At 70.1% G+C, this 19,382-nt stretch carries 19 protein-coding genes; 12 read left to right on the forward strand and 7 right to left on the reverse strand.

What is annotated here, in order from left to right; all coding sequences use genetic code 11:
• The first annotated feature begins 35 nt into the window (after positions 1–35).
• The 4 genes from trxB (at position 36) to BHS09_RS09490 (ending at position 3,237) form a co-directional block, all read left to right on the forward strand.
• On the forward strand, positions 36–998 hold the full coding sequence (gene trxB, locus BHS09_RS09475; RefSeq protein WP_140797729.1) for a thioredoxin-disulfide reductase: 963 nt from the start codon (positions 36–38) through the stop codon (positions 996–998).
• 92 nt (positions 999–1,090) lie between these two features.
• The gene (locus tag BHS09_RS09480) at positions 1,091–2,275 is read left to right on the forward strand and encodes a trans-sulfuration enzyme family protein (protein ID WP_140789093.1); all 1,185 of its coding nucleotides are present in this window, start codon (positions 1,091–1,093) and stop codon (positions 2,273–2,275) included.
• Positions 2,272–2,766 (forward strand): cyclic pyranopterin monophosphate synthase MoaC, encoded by a 495-nt coding sequence (gene moaC, locus BHS09_RS09485; protein ID WP_140789095.1) that lies wholly within the window; start codon positions 2,272–2,274, stop codon positions 2,764–2,766. Before BHS09_RS09480 ends, moaC begins: the two co-directional genes overlap by 4 nt.
• Before the next feature lie 219 nt (positions 2,767–2,985).
• The gene (locus BHS09_RS09490; RefSeq protein ID WP_140797730.1) at positions 2,986–3,237 is read left to right on the forward strand and encodes a hypothetical protein; all 252 of its coding nucleotides are present in this window, start codon (positions 2,986–2,988) and stop codon (positions 3,235–3,237) included.
• Between the two features lie 9 nt (positions 3,238–3,246).
• On the opposite strand, the gene BHS09_RS09495 is transcribed toward BHS09_RS09490, so the two are convergent.
• The 4 genes from BHS09_RS09495 to BHS09_RS09510 all read right to left on the reverse strand — a co-directional run bounded on the left by BHS09_RS09495 (position 3,247) and on the right by BHS09_RS09510 (position 6,584).
• Positions 3,247–3,801 carry an NUDIX hydrolase gene (locus BHS09_RS09495; RefSeq protein WP_140789098.1) on the reverse strand — a complete coding sequence of 185 codons (555 nt, stop codon included), beginning with the start codon at positions 3,799–3,801 and terminating at the stop codon, positions 3,247–3,249.
• A 16-nt stretch (positions 3,802–3,817) separates the two neighbouring features.
• Positions 3,818–4,642: a SirB1 family protein gene (locus BHS09_RS09500; protein ID WP_140789099.1), complete on the reverse strand. Its 825-nt coding sequence runs from the start codon at positions 4,640–4,642 to the stop codon at positions 3,818–3,820.
• Between the two features lie 84 nt (positions 4,643–4,726).
• Entirely contained in the window at positions 4,727–5,002 is a 276-nt protein-coding gene (locus BHS09_RS09505) for a hypothetical protein (protein ID WP_090491927.1), read from the reverse strand.
• A 7-nt stretch (positions 5,003–5,009) separates the two neighbouring features.
• The gene (locus tag BHS09_RS09510) at positions 5,010–6,584 is read right to left on the reverse strand and encodes a YiiX/YebB-like N1pC/P60 family cysteine hydrolase (RefSeq protein WP_174258704.1); all 1,575 of its coding nucleotides are present in this window, start codon (positions 6,582–6,584) and stop codon (positions 5,010–5,012) included.
• A gap of 203 nt (positions 6,585–6,787) precedes the next feature.
• Between BHS09_RS09510 and BHS09_RS09515 the strand changes: the two genes are divergently transcribed.
• The 3 genes from BHS09_RS09515 to BHS09_RS09525 all read left to right on the forward strand — a co-directional run bounded on the left by BHS09_RS09515 (position 6,788) and on the right by BHS09_RS09525 (position 8,532).
• Positions 6,788–7,108 carry a DUF2795 domain-containing protein gene (locus BHS09_RS09515; RefSeq protein WP_026114192.1) on the forward strand — a complete coding sequence of 107 codons (321 nt, stop codon included), beginning with the start codon at positions 6,788–6,790 and terminating at the stop codon, positions 7,106–7,108.
• A gap of 78 nt (positions 7,109–7,186) precedes the next feature.
• Positions 7,187–8,092 carry a hypothetical protein gene (locus BHS09_RS09520; RefSeq protein ID WP_140789102.1) on the forward strand — a complete coding sequence of 302 codons (906 nt, stop codon included), beginning with the start codon at positions 7,187–7,189 and terminating at the stop codon, positions 8,090–8,092.
• Positions 8,089–8,532 (forward strand): CoA-binding protein, encoded by a 444-nt coding sequence (locus BHS09_RS09525; RefSeq protein WP_140797731.1) that lies wholly within the window; start codon positions 8,089–8,091, stop codon positions 8,530–8,532. The genes BHS09_RS09520 and BHS09_RS09525 overlap by 4 nt, the downstream gene beginning before the upstream one ends.
• 71 nt (positions 8,533–8,603) lie before the next feature.
• Here BHS09_RS09525 and BHS09_RS09530 read toward each other — a convergent pair whose 3' ends face one another.
• Positions 8,604–10,217 carry a S8 family peptidase gene (locus tag BHS09_RS09530; protein WP_237080271.1) on the reverse strand — a complete coding sequence of 538 codons (1,614 nt, stop codon included), beginning with the start codon at positions 10,215–10,217 and terminating at the stop codon, positions 8,604–8,606.
• A gap of 293 nt (positions 10,218–10,510) precedes the next feature.
• Here BHS09_RS09530 and BHS09_RS09535 point away from each other — a divergent pair, with 293 nt between their 5' ends.
• Positions 10,511–11,221 (forward strand): hypothetical protein, encoded by a 711-nt coding sequence (locus tag BHS09_RS09535; protein ID WP_140797733.1) that lies wholly within the window; start codon positions 10,511–10,513, stop codon positions 11,219–11,221.
• A 3-nt stretch (positions 11,222–11,224) separates the two neighbouring features.
• Here BHS09_RS09535 and BHS09_RS09540 read toward each other — a convergent pair whose 3' ends face one another.
• On the reverse strand, positions 11,225–12,115 hold the full coding sequence (locus BHS09_RS09540) for a patatin-like phospholipase family protein (RefSeq protein ID WP_140789107.1): 891 nt from the start codon (positions 12,113–12,115) through the stop codon (positions 11,225–11,227).
• Positions 12,116–12,211: 96 nt separating this feature from the next.
• Here BHS09_RS09540 and BHS09_RS09545 point away from each other — a divergent pair, with 96 nt between their 5' ends.
• Together BHS09_RS09545 and metH are read left to right on the forward strand one after the other, a co-directional pair.
• Positions 12,212–13,108 carry an ArsR/SmtB family transcription factor gene (locus BHS09_RS09545; protein ID WP_140789109.1) on the forward strand — a complete coding sequence of 299 codons (897 nt, stop codon included), beginning with the start codon at positions 12,212–12,214 and terminating at the stop codon, positions 13,106–13,108.
• The gene (gene metH, locus BHS09_RS09550) at positions 13,105–16,620 is read left to right on the forward strand and encodes a methionine synthase (RefSeq protein ID WP_140797734.1); all 3,516 of its coding nucleotides are present in this window, start codon (positions 13,105–13,107) and stop codon (positions 16,618–16,620) included. Before BHS09_RS09545 ends, metH begins: the two co-directional genes overlap by 4 nt.
• A 14-nt stretch (positions 16,621–16,634) precedes the next feature.
• On the opposite strand, the gene BHS09_RS09555 is transcribed toward metH, so the two are convergent.
• Positions 16,635–17,231, reverse strand: a complete 597-nt coding sequence (locus BHS09_RS09555) for a hypothetical protein (RefSeq protein WP_237078178.1) — start codon at positions 17,229–17,231, stop codon at positions 16,635–16,637.
• A 139-nt stretch (positions 17,232–17,370) separates the two neighbouring features.
• Here BHS09_RS09555 and BHS09_RS09560 point away from each other — a divergent pair, with 139 nt between their 5' ends.
• Positions 17,371–18,462: a uroporphyrinogen decarboxylase/cobalamine-independent methonine synthase family protein gene (locus BHS09_RS09560; RefSeq protein WP_140789114.1), complete on the forward strand. Its 1,092-nt coding sequence runs from the start codon at positions 17,371–17,373 to the stop codon at positions 18,460–18,462.
• An 88-nt stretch (positions 18,463–18,550) separates the two neighbouring features.
• A complete protein-coding gene (locus BHS09_RS09565) occupies positions 18,551–19,381 on the forward strand; it encodes an FRG domain-containing protein (RefSeq protein ID WP_140797735.1) in 831 nt (276 codons plus the stop codon).
• Position 19,382 lies beyond the last annotated feature (1 nt).

The raw sequence follows: 19,382 nt of genomic DNA on the forward strand, positions 1-19,382 counted from the left end.
TACCTTGGGGCCATCAACGAGATTTGGGAGGAGTCGTGGTGGAGGAGAAGATCAACAAGGTGACCATCATCGGCTCGGGGCCCGCGGGCTACACCGCGGCCATCTACGCCGCGCGCGCCAACCTGCAGCCGGTGGTGTTCGCCGGGGGCCCCACCCTGGAGCACCCGCAGCGTGTGCCGGGTGGCCAGCTCATGGTGACCACCGACGTGGAGAACTACCCGGGCTTTCCGGAGGCCATCACCGGCCCGGAGTTGATGGAGCGTTTCCAGAAGCAGGCGGAGCGGTTTGGCACCACCATCCACATGGAGAACGTGGTGAAGGTGGACTTCTCCCAGCGCCCCTTCCTCATCCAGGGGGAGAGCGTCAGCTGCCGCTCGGAGACGGTCATCATCTCCACCGGCGCCACCGCCAAGTGGCTGGGCGTCAAGGGCGAGGACACCTACAAGAACCGCGGCGTCTCCGCGTGCGCCACCTGCGACGGTGCCTTCTTCAAGAAGCAGGACGTGCTGGTGGTGGGCGGCGGTGACACGGCGATGGAAGAGGCGACGTACCTGGCGAAAATCGTCAACCACGTCACCCTCATCCACCGCCGCGACACGCTGCGCGCCTCCAAGGTGATGCAGGAGCGCGCCCGCCAGAATCCGAAAATCTCCTTCATGTGGGACTCCGCGGTGGAGGAGGTCCTCGGCGACGCGAAGGGGATGAATGGCGCGGTGGTGCGCAACCTGAAGACGGGTGACAGCCATCAGGTGAAGGCGACCGGCTTGTTCGTGGCCATTGGCCACACGCCCAACACGGAGCTGTTCCAGGGCGTGCTGGAGACGCACCAGGGCGGCTACCTCAAGACGGTGCCGGGCTCCACGCGCACCAACATCGAGGGCGTGTTCGCCTGTGGTGACGTGCAGGACCACTACTACCGCCAGGCCATCACCGCGGCGGGCACGGGCTGCATGGCCGCCATCGACGCAGAGCGCTGGCTCATCGAGCACGGCGAGTAGTCCACCCGCCCGCGCGGCTCCGCTGAGCATTCCCAGGCCGGCCCCTTCCCGGGGCCGGCTTTTCCATTCCCGCGAAGGACGCAGCAATCCCCATGAGCTCGAAGCAGAAGACGGTGGCGGTGCACGCCGGGACGCGGCTGGCTGGAAGCAAGGCGGTGCCGGTGTCGCCGCCCATCTACCCGGCGGCGGTGAACTGGTTCGACAGCAGCGATGACCTGGACAGCGCCCTGGACGGGAAGGACTACGCGTACGCCCGCATCAGCGCGCCCAACACGACGCTTCTGGAGGAGGCGGTGGCCGCGCTGGAAGGCGCCGAGGCCTGCGTGGCCTATGCCAGCGGCATGGCCGCGCTGCGCTCCGTCTTCGAGGCCCAGGGCTTCCGGGCGGGGGACACGCTGGTGATGCCGGCGGATGGCTACGGCGTCACGCGCGCGCTGTACAAGAGTCTGTGCGCCACGCTGGGCGTGGAGCTGCACGCGTTCCTGATGACGGACCCCGAGGTGCCCGGGCGCATCCGTGAGCTGAAGCCGCGCATGGTGCTGGCGGAGAGCATCTCCAACCCGCTGCTGCGCGTGCCCGACCTGCGCGTGCTGGCGCGGGCCTGCCAGGACGTGGGCGCGACGTTCGTGGTGGATGGCACCTTCCCGTCGCCCGTGGGACAGCGCGCGTTGGCGCTGGGCGCGGACTACGCGGTGCAGTCCACCAGCAAGTGGCTCAACGGGCACAGCGACGCGCTGGGCGGAACGGTGAGCGCCTCACGTGAGCGGATGGCGCCGCTGCGCGCCGCGCGGGTGCTGGCGGGTGACGTGCTGGGGCCCTTCGAGGCGTGGCTCACCTTGCGCGGACTGCGGACGCTGCCGGTCCGCATGAAGGCGCATGTCGAGCACGCGGCGCACGTGGCGCGGCGCCTCGCGGAGTCGCCTTTGCTGGAGCGGGTCATCTACCCGGGGTTGGCTTCGCACCCGGACCACGCCACCGCGCAGGAACTGCTGCTGGGCGGCGGCCCCATGGTGGCCTTTGAAATCAAGGGCGCGGGGCGGCCGGAGTGCATGCGCTTCCTGGAGGCGCTGAAGGTGGGACGGCCCGGTCCTTCACTGGGGGACGTGTGCACGCTGGTGATGCACGCGGCCAGCGCCAGCGCGCGCCGGTTCACACCGGAGGAGCGGGAGGCCGCGGGCATCCGGGAGAATCTCATCCGCGTCTCCGTGGGGTTGGAGGACCCGGACGATATCGTGGATGACCTGCTCGCCGCGGTGGCCCAGGGGGTGCGCCGATGAAGATGGTGGACGTGGGGGGGAAGCCGAAGACGGGCCGCGTGGCCGTGGCCACCGCGCTGCTGCGGATGTTGCCCGACACGCGCGAGCGCATCCTGGCGGGGAAGGTGGAGAAGGGGGACGTGCTGGCCGCGGCGAGGCTCGCCGGCATCATGGCCGCCAAGCGCACGCCGGACTTCGTTCCGCTCTGTCACCCCATCGCGCTCTCGGGCGTGGAGGTGACGCTGGCGCCGGAGGACGCGGGGCTCCGGGTCCGCGTGCAGGTGAAGACGGTGGACCGCACCGGCGTGGAGATGGAGGCGCTCACCGCGGCCTGCGCGGCGGCGCTGACCGTCTATGACATGTGCAAGAGCGTGGACCGCGGCATGGTGCTGGACGCGGTGCAATTGGAGCACAAGTCCGGTGGGCGCTCCGGCACGTGGCGGCGGGAGGAGGCCACGCCGGCTGAGGCGGCTGCGCCGCGACGTCGGACGCGCGCGAAGAAGGCCCGCTGAAGGGGGGGCCTCCCCCGAAGCCGAAGTGCCCGTGCGTTGGCGGACACAGGCGGGCTCAAGCCCCGCCTTCTGTCCGTCTCCACACGCCGCGAATGTGACGCCGTCCACGCCCAGGGCACGCTTGTCCCCGAGGGGGCTCCCGGTGCGCGGGGAAGGCCCCCACGTTGCACTTCAGGCCATGCGGGCGCGAAGGACATGCGCCGGTTCGAGAGGTGACGGGTGTTCGACTTGCGGGGCGTTCTGACGCTGCTGACGGCCCTGGGGGCCGCGGGCTGCGGTGCGCTCACGGAAGAGGGCGACGCGGCCGACGTGTCGCAACCCGTGGCGGACCGAGCCGCCTGCGACGCACAGGCGGCCCAGCGCCGCTACGTGTCCGAGGACAGGAAGGAGTGCCAGGTCGTCTTCTTCGTCTGCGCCCGGGGCGAGTCGCCCTTCTTCGACGCATGCGGCTGCGGCTGCTCGCGTCCCTGATGCACGGGCCTACTTCGACTCGCTGAGCAGGCGCTCCTGGAAGAAGGCCGCCACCACCAGCGAGTGGGAGATGTGTCCTTCCAAGATGAGGCGCGGCAGGTCGGCGCGCGGGTGCAGCTCCACGGCGATGTCCTCGCCCGCGTCCTGCCGCCCCTCGTGCCGCTTCACGCAGTCGAGCGCGAGGAAGTTGAAGCACACGTTGCCCTGGAACGCGGGGTTGGGGTGCACCTGGCCCACCGGCACCATTCGGCCCGGCACGTAGCCCGTCTCCTCTTCCAGCTCGCGCGCCGCGGCCCGCTCCGGCGCTTCACCCGGCTCCACGATTCCACCGGGGAGCTCCAGTGTGGATGCCTCGACGCCAAAGCGGAACTGCCGCACCAGCACGAGCTGCGCGTCCGGCGTCACCGCGATGACGTTCACCCAGTCCGCGCAGTCGACGCGCACGCGTGGGTGTTCGTGGCCCGTGCGTGGGTCCGCCCACCAGTCCTCGCGCACCCGGGCGACGCTGAAGTCATGCTCCAGCCCTCGCCGCAGCCGGCGCCAGGGCTTCACCTCTCGAGCCACGTGAAAGTCCTTCCCGTCAGTTGAGCAGCGCGGCGCGCTCCCGCAGCTCGCGAGCCGTCATCTCCAGCCGGTCGCGGTCGGGGGCCTCGGGCGAAAGCTCCAGGCAGCGCTCCACGTCCTTCAGCGCCGCGCGGTAGGCACCCAGGCTGCTGAGCAGCGCGGCACGGGTGCGCAGCTCGCCCGGGTGGTCCGGCGCCAGGAGCAGCAGCAGGTCCACCACCGCCAGCCCGCGCTCACAGTCCTCTCGGCCCAGGTACACGCGCCGCAGGTTGGACAGCATCCGGTACGTAATGAGCTCCACCGGCGCGGGCGCCAGCATGTTGCGGTCGAACTTGAGCTGCGGCGCCACGCGCTTGAGCAGCTCCTCGCAGCCGTGCTCGGTGAGGATGTCCCCTTGATGGAACGGGTCCATGAGCAGCTTGTGGTCCCCCGCGTCGTGCGCCACCAGGAAGTGGCCGGGGAAGGGGACGCCGTACAGGGGGATGCCCGCGCGACGCGCCACCTCCAGGTAGACGACGGACAACGTAATTGGCAGCCCCAGCTTCCGCTCCAGCACCTGGTCCAGGAAGCTGTTCTCCGGGGAGTGGTAGTCGTCCTCGTTGCCGCGGAAGCCCTCGATGTCCGCCAGCACGTGGCGCAAGGCGCGCAGCGGCGCCAGGACTTCGCCCTTCTCGCTCAGCCGCTCCGCTTCCACCTGGACCCGGCACGCGAGCACGTCCAGCATGTGCAGGCACCCCGGGGCGTCCAGCAGGGGCTTGTCCAGCGTGGCGATGGCCAGCGCCGCTAGGTCCAGCCGCGGGGGCTCCGCGGCCAGGGCCGACACCAGACGCTCTCGCGCCAACGGTGGGCTGAATCCAGAGGGAATGCTCACGGCGAGAACCAGTAACCCACGAGGGCCCGGACGGCAAAGGCAGGCGGCCGAGCGTCAGAATGCTGGAGGTTCAAGCGGCAGCCGTCCCTTGATTTCCGCCCGCAGGGCAATCTGGGCCGCAATCAGCCCGGACAGGATTCCATCCTCGAACTCAAATGTAGGATGTTCCTTGAGTTCCGGGAAATCGTGGGAATTGCGCACCTCCTCCGGGGAGATGTTGGGCACGGCCTCGCGGGCCAGGCGCAGCACCTTGGCCTGCTGCTGGGAAATCATCTTCTCGAAGAGCTGGGTGGACAGCTGCAGCATCTCTTCGGCCATCTGCTCCGTCATCGTGTGTCTACTCCTGGGCGATGTCCCACTTGGCACGGCGGTAGCTGTAACGGAAAGCGGTGGCGTCCGCCTCCCTGGCGTTGCCTTCCGCCTCCCGGCCGTCCAGGAAGGCCACGAAGTCCAGCTGCCGGTCCTCGCGTCCGTATTCCGCGTCGAAGAGGCGGACCAGCTCGTTGGCGGGCAGGGTGCGGCGGCCAGCCACGCTGACCAGGGGGATGCGCAGGCCCGCCATGTCGCCCGCGGGAGCGTAGGACTTCCACACCAGCTCCGTGCACACGAGCGTCTGGTCGGAGAAGAAGTCGAAGTCGAAGTCATACGGGCGGCCCTGGAAGGTGAAGGCGCGCACGATGGCGCGAGCCTTCTCCAGGCGGGACAGGCGCGGGCGCATGACGCCCAGGTAGTCCACTCGCATGCCGTGCTCCAGGCCGGTGAAGGACACGCCTTCGCTGATGGATTCGATGATGCGCAGGGGGTCGCCGTGCGCGTCGTTGCCGCTGTACTCGGCCCACTTGGCGGGGAAGGCGCGCGCCAGGTGCTGGGTGAGCGAGCCCGGTGCGCCGGGAAGGGTGGCCACCCAGGCCTTCACGTCCGAGTCCTCGTCGAAGTACGCGCCAAGCTGGGCGGGCGTGCCGATGAAGAGCTCCGCGTGTGGCCAGAATCCCGGCAGGCCGATGTTGGAGAGGTACCAGTTCTGCCGGGCCACCACGATGTCGCCGGGCTCCATCTTCTCCAGCAGGGACAGGGCCTGCTCGCGGGAGATGAGCGGCTGGCCCACGCGGCGCACGCGGGTGTCGCCCATCCATTCGGCCACCGCGCGCTGCACGGGGAAGAAGGCGCGCTGCGCGGTGTCCGCCGTCAGGTCCACCGTGGCCTTGGCGAAGAGCGTGGCGCCGCGCCGGGTGAGCAGTCCCTTCGCCACCTTGCTGTTGTGCTTCATCTCCTGCAGCAGCCAGGGCACGCGCGGGGCGTCCAGCGCGCCGGCCTTCACCAGCAGCGGGCGGAGCTGTTCCTTGTACCCATCCCCCGTGAGCAGCTGCGTGCTGGTGGAGACGTGGATGGCCTTGTCCTTGAACCGGGCGAAGGCGCGCGAGGGCAGGCCGTACTCGGGCGCGGGCTCGTCCAGCAGCACCTCGAGCTGCTTCTTGCCCAGGGTGAGCTCCGCGTAGGTGAGGCCGTGGGCCAGCTCCGTGGTGAGCGCGCCGTGGGTGAGGAGGAAGCCCCAGGCGTGCTTCTTCGGATGCGCGTGGGCGGGCACCTTCACGAAGTCCCAGTAGCGCTGGCGGATGACCTCCACGGACACGAAGTAGTCGAAGAAGGCCGCCCAGGTGCTGAGCAGCAGCTGCTTCTGGTCCGGCGTGTACGGCACGCTCTGCTTCTGCAGGTACACGGCGCGCGACTGCTTCACGGCCTCCTGCAGCCCGCGCAGGCCCCGGACGTGGCGCTCCAACAGCGCGAGGTCGGTCTGGGCCTGGGCGACGAAGGCCGCTTCGTCCAGGGCGAAGACGTCATGGACGGGCGGCGGGGCGGCGGCGGGCGTACTGGCGAGCGTGAGCCAGGCAAGCAGCAGGGGCGCGGCGGACATTGGGTGTGGGACTCCTGCGAGGAAGGCGTCGCGGGCCGACACCTTAGCCGGGAAGGGGCCAGGGCGGCTGTCCCCCTGGCTGGACAGGGGCTGGGACGGGGGCGCCCCGGGTGGTCCCGCGCCCCGGCCATCCCCACGTTGTCATTGCACACGAACGCACCGGTGCCGGGGCCAGCGCGCCCCGGCAGAAAGGCAGACAGACGATGGCTTATGGACTCGCGGAGGATCCAGCGCTCTCCATCACCCCGCACCTCGACGCGGTGGAGTACCCCGTCGAACGGGAGCAACTGGCGGCGGCTGCCGCTGACGCAGGCGCCCCCCCCGACGTCATCAACCTCTTCAAGTGCCTGCCGCGCCGCGAGTACGCCACCCGCGAGGCCGTGCAGCGGGACCTCTCCGAGGCGTCCCGTCGCTCCGCCCTGGGGGGCTCGAGGGACGACGATGACGGGGTGAACCGGGACCGCCGCAACATCGGGCGGGACGCGGTGGAGGATGCACCGGACGGCCAGACGCGTCATCCGTGAACCGGTGGGCGTTGGGGAGGGGAGGCCTGGTGGAAGCGCTCGCGGGCGCGGGCGCTTTCTGCCAGCGTGCGACCGCGCATGCGTCCCGGCCCCTTGACGTCCAGTCTTCTCCTGTCACTGACCGCCACTGCCTGCAGCCACAAGGCGCCGCTTTCCGTGTCGCCTTCGGAGCCGCGGCCGGCGTCGGTGCGACTGGACTTCCAGCCCCCCGTGGACCGCGTGCTCACGGAGACGCAGCGCAGCGTGCGTTCGGTGGAGCGGCGGGGTGACACCCTTCGAGAGGAAGTGGAGCTGACCACGCAGACGCGCTTCACGCCCTCCGAAGGGGGCTGGCTGCTGGCGCAGGCGGTGCCGCGCTCGCGCCTGACGCGCAATGGTCAGGAGGTACCCACCGGCGTGGCGGACGTGCTGGCGCGCTTCACGCTGCAGGCGTGGCTGGCAGCGGATGGCACCTTCGTGAAGCTGGTGGCCCCCGAAGCCGCGCAGGAGGCGCTCCGCCAGGTGGCGCCCGCGGGCACGGAGGCGGGCGTGCTGGAGCGCTTCTTCGAGCCCGAGGCCCTGGAGACGCGGGCGCGGCGTGAGTGGGAGGTGAAGTTCGCCGGCCTCTTCCAGCGCAACCTCGTGGAGGGCCAGCAGAGCTGGGTGGTGGACCTGGTGCCCGTGGGGGACAGCCAGGTGGCCTACGTGCTGGAGCGCACGGTCCAGGGCACGCGGGACACGCCGCTGGGAGACGCGGTGGTGCTGGGCCTGCGCTGCCTGGACGCGGTGCCGGAGGATGCGCCGGACGCGCTGTCGGAGGCGTGGGTGATGGCGGGCCGGCCGGAGCTGACGCCGGGCGTGTCTTGCGAGGGAGAACAGCTGGTGGGCCGGGGGCGCTTCATGCCCGTGAGCCGCCAACTCACGGTGCGGGCGACGGTGGCGGGCGAAGCGTGGACTGTCACGATGGAGTCCCGGGCAGAGGGGCTCCAGGAGGAGGCGCGATGAGCTGGGAGCAGAACCTCATCGAGGACGAAGCGGGTGTGGAGCGCGTGGTGAAGAGTGCCCGGCGGGTGGCGGTGCTGGGCATCAAGACGGAGCAGCAGTCAGGGCAGCCGGCCTACTACGTGCCGGACTACCTGGCGCGCTCGGGCGTGGAGGTGGTGCCCGTGCCCGTCTACTACCCGGACGTGACGCACATCCTGGGCAAGCCGGTGTTCCGGCGGCTGACGGACGTGCCCGGCGGCCTGGACCTGGTGGACGTCTTCCGCAGGCCGCAGGACATCGACGGGCACGTGGACGAGCTCATCGCCAAGAAGCCGAAGGCGGTGTGGTTCCAGTCCGGCATCCGCAACGACGCCGCCGCGGAGAAGCTGGCGAAGGCGGGCATCCAGGTGGTCCAGGACCGCTGCCTGATGGTGGACCACCGCCGCTACGGCGGGCGGTAGTCACTTCGCCGCCAGGAAACGCACCCCCATCCGTCCTGACGCGGAGGGTGGGGGCGTGCCGAGCATCCGGCTCAGTAGTCGCCCGCGATGACCTTGGGCAGGACCTTGGCCAGGTCCGGTAGCGGGCCAATCTGGCGCGTGTTCGCGGGTTGCGGAGTGCCGTTGGCGCGCAGCAGCGAACGCATCTGCGTGCTGGTCAGGCGTCGCCCGTTGGCCAGGGCCACGCCCTGCGCGCTGGCGGCGGCGCCCACCACGATGGGGGACGCGCTGGAGGTGCCGCTGAAGCTGGACGTGTAGAACTGGTCCTCGCCATGGCTGGCGCCGAACACGTTGCCGTAGCCCATGCTGTAGACGCGCTCACCCCAGCCGTGCACGTCCACGCGGTTGCCGAAGTTCGTCCAGCACATGGGCAAGCGCGTGGTGGCCGTACTACCACCCACGAAGATGGCCCCCGAGTCCCGGGTGTTGCGGTTGAACACGCTCCCGTATGCGGGCGCATCCAGGTCGGCGCTGCCGTTGCCCGCCGCTTCCACGACGATGACGCCGTTGGCGGTGGCCGTCTTGATGGCGTCGTAGTTGGCCTGCCAGTACTCCATCGCGATGTAGTCGCACTGGGAGGTGTTGCACGAGCACGCCGTGCCGTCCGAGGGGCCGCGGGCGTGCAGCTCGATGAGGACGATGCCACCCAGACCCGCGGCCGTGGCCGCCTTGGTGATGGCGCTCGCCGTGCTCTGGGCCCCGATGGACTCGTAGCCCGCCTTGGCCTGGTGCGCGATGCCCGTCACGCCATAGGCGTTGCTCGCGCCCACGATTTCACCCAGCACCGCCGTGCCGTGGTCGCGCCAGCTCCGGTCGGTGTACTGGGTGCCGCCCATGTGGAAGAGGTCGGGCATGTCCTCGTGCGTGGTGCGCCACCCGCCCTCGATGTCCACCACCTTCACGTTCTGCCCCTGGCCGCCACGGACCGTCCACGCGTACTTCGCGTCGATGCCGTCAGGCGCGGCGTTGAGGTATCCCTGGTTGCTCTCGTAGAGCGGTGTGACGGGTGGGAGGTCCGCCGCGGCCAGCAGGCTGCGCACCGCCGCGTCCATGCCGAAGTTCACCATGGCCGGCTCGGGGGGCGGCTCGGCGTAGGCCACCTCGACGCCGTCCAGCGCGTTGAGCGCGGCGACCAGGTCGGCCACGCGCTCGGACGTGGTGCCCGGCATCAAGGGGACTTCGAAGTACAGGTTCAGGTCCGCCAGTTGCTCACCGCTCTGCCGCTCCCCGGAGGCCTTGCGCGCCTCCAGCGTGGACTCGGCGTCGTCGAACAGGCGGGCCATGGCGCCAATGCGGGGCGCGCGCTCCAGCAGTGACATCACATGGCCCAGGTCAGCCTCCATGCGCGCGTCGCCCAGCCCTCGTCTGGCCAGCAGCGAGCGCTCCGCGGCGTCCCGGTCCGACGTCAGGGCCACCAGTTGCTGGTCGCGCAGGCGCACCCGGCTGCCTTCGTGGAACTTCACCACGATGCGCTCCACATAGGTGTCCGCGGCCAGTTCGCGGCCGGTGGGCTTGGCGACAAGCGCGCGTGGCTTCAGTGACTTCGCGGGCGGAGCGGCCACCGCCGTGGGGGCGAAGGCGAGCACCGACAGGGACAGCATCGCGTACCGCAGGGGGCGCATCGACAGGAGCGACGACATCGTCATGGACAGCCTCCACATCGGAAGAGAGGACGGCTGTGTCCCGGGTCCACTTGCACAGTGGACTGGTTCACACGGACATCTTGCATTTCGGGTCTGTCTTGAAATGAGGAGCCGGCGTCCGCAACCGTCCGGAAGCCGACATCGGCGCGCCCTGTTGGAGGAGACGCGCGCCCGCGTCGACGGGGTGCGTCACTGGCGCGGGGGCATCTCTCGTGGAATTGTGGCTCCACCCTGGAACCGGGCTTGTCGCCGCGGCGGGGGACAAGGGCGGTCTTCCGTCCTGGGAGCATCGGTCGATGCGGGTCGCAGGCGCGTTGGGGCAGGGGCTGCTGGTCGCCTTCCGGTTGATGGGCGTGGGGCTTTGGGGCGCGCTGAAGGGCGGAGCGCTCTTCGGTCTGGTGGGGTTGGCGGTGGGCGCGGCCACCTACGCGTTGCCCCGGTGGCTGGGGATTCCGCCCGCGCCCACGTGGCTCGTCATTCTGAGCGCGGTGTTGCCGCCGCTGGCCCTGTCGGTGGCGGGCGGCTACGCGTTCATGTTGCAGGCGGTGTCGGGGCGGCTGGCCGAGGAGGCCAAGGCGCGGGGCGTGGTGGCCCGCGTCTATGCCGTGCTCAAGCCCGTCACGGTGCAGGTGGCGCGGCGGCTCCAAGGCTCGGGCTCACTGTCGCGCGAGGAGTTGTCGCGCGTCGTGGACGAATCGATGAGTGAGCACCTGCGGCAGGCCGAGCAGTCCCGGAGCGAAACGCCGTCCTCACGCATGGCGGAGGTGGAGCGCTTCCTCATGGAGCAATCCCGCCGCGTCCTGGGCGTGCTGGCGCTGCGCGCCGTCGTCTCCGCGCCAGACACCGCCACCGCGGTGCGGAACCTGGAGACGCTGGGCATCGAGCGCGTGGAGATGACGCTGGTGGAGACGCTGGAGGACCTCTTCTTCCTCCAGGTGCTACTGGCCTTCGGGGCGGGCGTGCTCGTGGCGGCCACGCCCGCGCTGCTCATGGTGTGGCTGCGCTGAGGCTCACCACTCCGCCTGCGCGAAGGGCACCGGAGGCCGTGCCAGGGCGCGCTCGGCGGCCAGCTTCGCCTGGTCCAGCGCGTCGAAGCCGCGCTCCATGGTGGTGGGGGACACGGGCGGCAGGTTGGAGACGACGACGTAGACGGGCACCTGCTTCTGCTCCAGCACGGTGAGCTGGAGGCGGAAGTGGTCCTGCCGCAGCGCCGCCGAGCCCGCGGCCAGGCCCTGCGCGTACGCCATGGGGCCGCCCACCACCTTGCGCGTCTTGCTGGGCAGGTAGTGCACGAGGATGGCGTCCAGCTCCGCGCCCACCGCGCTCTCGTGCAGCGACAGCGCGGGCGCCTTGTCCACCAGGCCACCGTCCCAGTACAGGCTGCCCTCCAGGGGCACCGCGCGGAACAGGCCGGGGTAGGCACACGTCGCGTGGACGCGCGGGGCCAGCTCTCCCGAGGTGAACACGTCGTGGCTGCCCAGCGTGAGGTTGGCGCCCACCAGCAGCAGCGGGTGCGGCAGCTCCTCGAAGGTGCGCACCGGCAGCGTGGCGTCCAGCAGCTTGCGGAAGCGCTCGCCCTTGAGCAGGCCCGTCAGGCCGTGCCCCGCCGCGTCCGCGTTGAGCACCGCGCCAATGGGGTCCGGGTCCCAGAAGTTGGCGCGCGTCTGGCGCAGCACCAGCTCCTCCACGTCACGCACTGGCGTGCCCGCCGCGGCGTAGGCCGCCACCATGCCGCCCGCGGACGTGCCCGCGTACGCATGAGGACTGAGGCCCGCGGCGGCCAGCCCCTTGAGGAAGCCAGCGTGACCGTAGAAGCCGAAATATCCAGCGGAGAGGACGAGTCCGAAGCGCTTGCCGGCGAGCAGCTCGTGAAGGGTCGGGGTGTGGGTGGGAGTCGCCATGCTTCGCCTGTACGCGACTGTCGGGGCACAGGCAACGCGTCGCGTCTAGAGAATGCTGGCCTCGGGCCCGGCATCGACATATGTTGATGCGGCGATATGGAAGAGCTCTCCCAGTCATTCCGGGTGCTCGGAGACCCGACACGGCTGCGCATCCTCCGGTTGGTGGCAGAGGCCCCGTTGAATGTGACGGAGCTGGTGTCCCTGGTGGGCGTGGCGCAGTCCTCCGTGTCCCATCACCTGGGCAAGCTGAAGGGACTGGGCCTGCTGCGCGAGGAGCGCCACGCGGGCTACAGCTACTACTCGCTGGCCTTGGAGCAGGCGGATGGCCGCTGGCCGCTCATCCAGATGGCGCGTCAGGCGGAGGACGCGGCGGGGGACTCGGCGCGGCTGAAGGATTTGCTGCGAGCGCGCGAGGACCGGCAGGCCCTCAACGAGCGGCTGCTGGAGCCAGGGCAGTCGTGGTTCCTGTGGGCGGGTGCGCTGGCGTCGCTGCTGCCACCGCTGGAGGTGGCCGACTTCGGCTGCGGCACCGGTGTGCTGAGCGTGGCCATTGCCCGCTGGGCGCGGCGCGTCTGGGCCATTGACCAGAACGCGGACGCGCTGGAACAGGCGCGGGAGCGGGCGGGCCGCGAGGGCCTGGAGAACATCCGCTTCCTCCGCGAGGACCTGCACCGGCTGTCGCTCGCGTCCGCCAGCCTGGACCTGGTGGTGATTTCGCAGAGCCTCCACCACGTGGAGGAGCCGCAGGCGGTGCTGGCCGAGTCCGCCCGCCTGCTCAAGCCGGGCGGCCGGCTGGTGCTGTTGGAGTTGATGCCGCACGAGGAGCGCTGGGTGCTGGAACGGCTGGGCCACCGGCACCTGGGCTTCGCGCCTGAATCCCTCGAAGCCGCGCTGCGCGAGGCCGGCTTCACGTCCCTGACCCGGGAGACACACGCCCGGGACGGGGCCAGCCCCTTTCGTGTCTTCCTGCTGACTGGAGTCAAACCGTCATGACGAGCCCTGTCCCCACTGCCCTCCCGCTGCCTCCTGGTGAGAACGGCCGTCGCGTGGAGGCCCTGCGCGCCGCGATGCGTGAGCGCGTGCTGGTGCTGGATGGCGCCATGGGCACGCTGCTCCAGAACGAGGACCTCAAGGCGGCGGACTTCGGCGGCCCGGAGTACGAGGGGTGCAACGAGTACCTCGTCCTCACGCGGCCGGAGCTGGTGGAGAGCATCCACGCGCGCTACTTCGCGGCCGGCGCGGACGTGACGGAGACGGACAGCTTCGGCGGCACGCCGCTGGTGCTGGCGGAGTTCGGCCTGGGCCACAAGGCGCTCGAAATCAACGAGGTCTCCGCCCGGCTGGCGCGCAACGCCGCCGCCGCCGCCGAGGCGAAGGACGGCCGCATGCGCTGGGTCGCGGGCTCGATTGGCCCCACCACCAAGGCCATCAGCGTCACCGGCGGCGTCACCTTCGAGGAGTTGGTGGACAACTTCGCGGTGCAGGCCGAAGGGCTCGCGCTGGGGGGCTCGGACTACCTGCTGATTGAGACGGCGCAGGACACCCGCAACGTGAAGGCGGCGCTGCTGGGCGCCGAGCGCGCGTTCCAGAAGCTGGGCTACGCGCTGCCGGTGGCGGTGTCCGGCACGATTGAGCCCATGGGCACCATGCTGGCCGGGCAGAGCGTGGAGAGCCTGGCCGCGTCGCTGGAGCACGCGGACCTGCTGTACCTGGGCCTCAACTGCGCCACGGGGCCGGACTTCATGACGGACCACCTGCGCTCGCTGGCGTCGATGAGCGCGTTCCCCGTGTCATGTGTGCCCAACGCGGGCCTGCCGGACGAGAACGGCCACTACCTGGAGACGCCGGAGATGCTGGCGCGCTCCGTGCGGCGCTTCTGTGAGCAGGGCTGGCTCAACGTGGTGGGGGGGTGTTGTGGCACGCACGCGGGGCACATCGAGACGATGGCCAAGGCGGTGCAAGGGCTGAAGCCACGCGCGGGCTCGCCGCGTTCCCGGGCCTCGCTGTCCGGCGTGGACTACCTGGAGGTGACGGACGAGCAGCGCCCCCTCATCGTGGGCGAGCGCACCAACGTCATCGGCAGCAAGAAGTTCAAGGAGCTCATCGTCGCCGGCCAGTTCGACGACGCGTCGGAGATTGCGCGCGCGCAGGTGAAGCGGGGCGCGCAGGTCATCGACATCTGCCTGGCCAACCCGGACCGGGACGAAATGGAGGACATGCGCAGCTTCCTGGAGGTGGTCATCAAGAAGGTGCGCGTGCCCTTGATGATTGACTCCACCGACGAGCGCGTCATCGAGATGGCGCTCACCTACAGCCAGGGCAAGGCCATCATCAACTCGGTCAACCTGGAGGACGGCGAGGAGCGCTTCGAGAAGGTGGTGCCGCTGGCGCGCCGCTTCGGCGCGGCCCTGGTGGTGGGTTGCATCGATGAGGTGGGCATGGCCGTCACGCGCCAGCGCAAGCTGGAGGTGGCGGAGCGCTCGTACGAGCTGCTGACGAAGAAGTACGGCATGAAGCCGGAGGACCTGTACTTCGACCCGCTCGTGTTCCCCTGCGCCTCGGGTGACGCGCAGTACACCGGCAGCGGCGTGGAGACGATTGAAGGCGTGCGCCTCATCAAGCAGCGCTTCCCGCGCTGCAAGACGGTGCTGGGCATCTCCAACGTGTCCTTCGGCCTGCCCACCGCGGGCCGCGAGGTGCTCAACTCCGTCTTCCTGTACCACAGCGTCCAGGCGGGCCTGGACATGGCGCTGGTCAACTCGGAGAAGCTGGAGCGCTACCCGTCGCTCCCCGAGGAAGAGCGCAAGCTGTCCGAGGACCTGCTCTACAACCGCGGCGCGGACCCGGTGACGCCCTTCGCCGCGGCCTTCCGTGAGCGCAAGGCCGCGCGGGCCCAGGTGAGCACGCTGCCGCTGGAAGAGCGGCTCCAGCGCTACATCATCGAAGGCACGCGTGACGGCCTCACCGCGGACCTGGAAGCGGCCATGCAGAAGTACTCGCCGCTGGAAATCATCAACGGTCCGCTGATGAAGGGCATGGATGAGGTGGGCCGCCTCTTCGGCGCCAACGAGTTGATTGTCGCGGAGGTGCTCCAGAGCGCCGAGTCCATGAAGGCCGCGGTGGGCTTCCTGGAGCCGCACATGAGCAAGGCCCAGGCGGCCATGCGAGGCAAGGTGGTGCTCGCCACGGTGAAGGGCGACGTGCACGACATCGGGAAGAACCTGGTGGAAATCATCCTGGCCAACAACGGCTTCCACGTGGTGAATCTGGGCATCAAGGTGCCCCCCGAGCAGCTGGTGCTTGCCGTGCGTGAGCACCAGCCGGACATCCTGGGCCTGTCGGGCCTGCTGGTGAAGAGCGCGCACCAGATGGTGGCCACCGCGGAGGACCTGAAGCGGGCGGGCGTGGACGTGCCGATTCTGGTGGGCGGCGCCGCGCTCAGCCGCAACTTCGTGGACCGCAACATCGCCCCGGCCTACGGCGCCGGCACGGTGGCCTACGCGCAGGACGCGATGAACGGGCTCGAGCTGGCCAAGCAGATTGTGGACCCGTCCTCGCACGAGAAGCTGCGCGGCGAGCTGACCGTCCGCCGGGAGAAGCTGGCGCGCGAGGTGAAGGAGCGGCCGGCTCCGGCGGCGGTGGTGTCGCGCGGGCGCAGCGCGGAGGTGAAGGTGCTGGACAGCGTGCCGTCCGCGCCGGACTGGGATCGGCACGTGCTGTCCAACACGCCGCTGGACCACATCTGGAAGTTCATCAACCCGGTGATGCTCTACGGACGGCACCTGGGGCTTCGCTCTTCATCTCGGGTGCTGGGCACGCCGGCCGAGGCGGAGCTGGCGAAGACGGAGGAGGGCCGCAAGGCGCTGGCCCTCAAGGAGGCCGTGGAGGAGCTGAAGGGCTTCCTGCGCGGCGGCCTCATGCAGGCGCGCGCGGTGTTCCAGTTCTACAAGGCGGGCAGTGACGGCAACCGGGTGGTGCTCTTCGACGGCGCGTCCGGCAAGGAGGCCGCGTCCTTCGACTTCCCGCGCCAGGACCGCGAAGGCGGCCTGTGCCTGGCGGACTACCTGCGGCCGCTGGAGGGCGGCGCGCCGACGGACAACGTGGCCATGTTCGTCGTCACCGCGGGCTCCGGCATCCGCGAGCTGTCCGAGGAGCTGAAGGCGAAGGGTGAGTTCCTGAAGATGCACGCGGTGCAGGCCCTGGCGCTGGAGACAGCGGAGGGCTACGCGGAGCTGCTGCACACGCAGCTGCGCAGCATGTGGGGCACGCCGGACCGGCAGGACATGACGATGCTGGAGCGCTTCCGCGCGGAGTATGTGGGCAAGCGCTACTCCTTCGGCTACCCGGCCTGTCCCCGGCTGGAGGACCAGTCGAAGCTGTTCGCGGCGCTGCGGCCGGAGGACATCGGCGTGCAGCTCACGGATGGCTCCATGATGGAGCCGGAGGCCTCGGTGTCCGCCATCGTCTTCCACCACCCGCAGGCGTCGTACTTCTCCGTGACGTGAGGTGACGTGGCGGCTCAGAAGCGCGCGCCCAGGCTGAGGTCGGCGCTGAAGAGGTTGCCGACGTCGGCGCTGCCCGGGGCGAAGTCCCGCGCCACGAGCACGCGGTAGGTGGCGCGCAGGCCGGCGGTGACGCCGCTGTACCGGTACTCGAGTCCGGCGGCGAGCGGCACCTCCGCGCCCCAGCCCTTCTCGAAGGCGGTGCCCACGTCCATGGGCGTGGGGTGGAAGTAGCTGACGCCCGCGCCCGCGCCGACAAAGGGCTTCCACTGCGAGAAGAGCGTGGGGCCCACCTTGGCCAGCAGGCCGCCGTTGTGCCGCCACAGCGTGCCGCGCCGGGGCTCCGCGTAGCCGTTGGCGGAGCCCTCGTAGCCCAGCTCCAGGCCCACGCCGGAGACGATGGGGACTTCTCCCAGCAGGGCCAGGAACGCGCCCACGCCCGTCTCCCTGCCCACGTTGCCCGACCACGTCGTCACGCCGCTGCGCACCGTCAGGCCGGATGCCCCGAAGCCCGGGGCGGGCTGCGCCTTGACGCGGGGCGTCTCCGCGACGGCGGGACTGGCGAGCAATGCCGCCGCAAGGGTGCCCGTCCCCCATCCACATCGCCTGTTCATGAATGCCCCCTCCCTTGTCCGCCGGGGTGTCTCCCGGTTCTCGGGTGGAACGTTGTTGCCGGACAGGAAGGTCGGGAACCCGGCGCATCGGGGATGGGCAGCCACACCGGAAGGCCGGGGAGGGGATAGAGTCCGCGCCATGAGCGCGCCGAACATCCGCCGAGCCGTCCAGTTGCTGCCTGCCTGTGCCACCACCGGAATCGGGAGCCTGCCGCACACGCAAGTGGAGCTGGGGCTCCAGGCCGCGCTGGCCCTGGACATCCCGTTCCTGCCGCAACTGCCGGTGGGCAAGCCCTCGGAGTTGATGATTCCCGCGGCGCTGGAGGGGCTGCCGGGCCTGGCCTTCGATGAGGAGGGCCTATGTACGGTGGACCTCGCGGCCTGGCAGGCGGGGCGCGCGGCCTTCGAGGCGCGGCTGGAGGCCGCGTTCCAGTCCGGCCAGTTCGAGGCCTTCGAACCCTCACCCGAGGCATGCCGGGCGTGGCGGCCCTTCCTGTGGGAGGTGGAGACGCGGAAGCTGGCCTTCGCGAAGGCGCAGCTCGCGGGCCCCTTCACGGTGCGCTCGGTGGCGCGCACCACCGACGGACAGCCCGCGCTGGAGGTGCCAGGCCTGGATGAAGCGATGTACCGGCTGACGCTGGCGCGCTCACTGGCCATGGTGAAGGCGCTTCGCCGCGCGGGCACCACGCCGCTGTTCTACCTGGACGAGCCCGGGCTCTATGCGCTCCAGCGGACGAATCCCCGGCACCTGATTGCCATGCAGGAGCTGAAGCTGCTGGTGGTGGCCTTGCAGCGCGAAGGCGCGCTGGTGGGCCTGCACTGCTGCGGCAACACGGACTGGGCCGCGTTGCTGGATGTCCAGCCGGACCTGCTCTCCCTGGACGTGCGTCTGTCATTGGACGCGATGGTGGAGGCGGGCGCCGCGCTGGAGCGTTTCCTCGGCGCGGGCGCGACGTTGAGCCTGGGCATCATCCCCACGGACCTGGCGTCCACCTATGAAGTGGGAGAGCTGGTGGACTCGGTGGAGGCCACGCTGAAGGCGGCGCTGCCTCGCGGCTTCACCTTCGCGCAGGTGGTGTCCACGGTGGTGCTGACGCCCGCGTGTGGACTGGCGATGCGCTCGGTCATCGACGCGGAGCGCATCCTGGAGGAGCTCAAGGTGGCGCAGCGGCGGCTCCGGAGCGCGCTCTCCGCCGAGCGTCCCTCCGTTGACACCGTGAATCCCCACTGAGCGGGCTCATCCCCCCGCGCTGAAGGATTCCCTGCCCAGGGGCATGGGCCGCCGCGATGCATATCTTGTCGCGGGGGTTCATGCGCCCATGTTGGAGCAGCGTATCGGGACATGGTTGGAGTTGCAGGACGCGCTCTTCGCCGGGTCGTGGAGCGAGGTGTTGGGGCGTCACCGCTCCACCTTCGTTTTCCGTGGCATGCCCCAGGTGGCCAACGATTTGTCCACGGCGCTCAACCGCAAGGGCCTGTTCGTGCGCAAGGAGAAGGACCTGCTGAGGGCCTTCCGAAAGTACGCGCGGGGCTACAGCCCGCAGTCCGTGGAGTCACTCTGGGACTGGCTCGCCCTGGCCCAGCATCATGGACTGCCCACGCGGATGCTGGATTGGACCTTCAGCCCCTATGTGGCGCTCCACTTCCTCACCGAGAACCCGGAGCGGTATGGCGAGGACGGCGTGGTGTGGTGCGTGGACTACCGCCAGACGAATCGCCACCTTCCCAGGCGGCTGAAGACACTGCTCCGGCGAGAAGGCGCGGACGTCTTCACGGGGGAGATGCTGGCCATGGCGGCGTCGGACCTCTCTACTTTCGACCACCTCGCGAAGCACCCGTTCGTGCTCTTCCTGGAGCCACCGTCGTTGGATGCCCGCATCGTGAATCAGTTCGCACTCTTCTCGGTGATGAACGGGCCCGAGCTCTGCCTGGACACCTTTCTCGAAGCCCAGGCGGAAGGCGTGCGCAAGCTCATCATTCCCGCCGCGCTCAAGTGGGAGGTGCGCGACAAACTGGACCAGAGCAACATCACCGAGCGCGTGCTCTTCCCTGGCTTCGACGGGCTCAGCCGCTGGCTCCGGCGTTACTACAGCCCACGTGCCTCCGTGTACGCTCCGGCGGGGCGCCCGCGGCGGCGTGTGGCGAAGTGAG

It is taken from the genome of Myxococcus xanthus (genome assembly GCF_006402735.1).
GTDB lineage: Bacteria > Myxococcota > Myxococcia > Myxococcales > Myxococcaceae > Myxococcus > Myxococcus xanthus_A.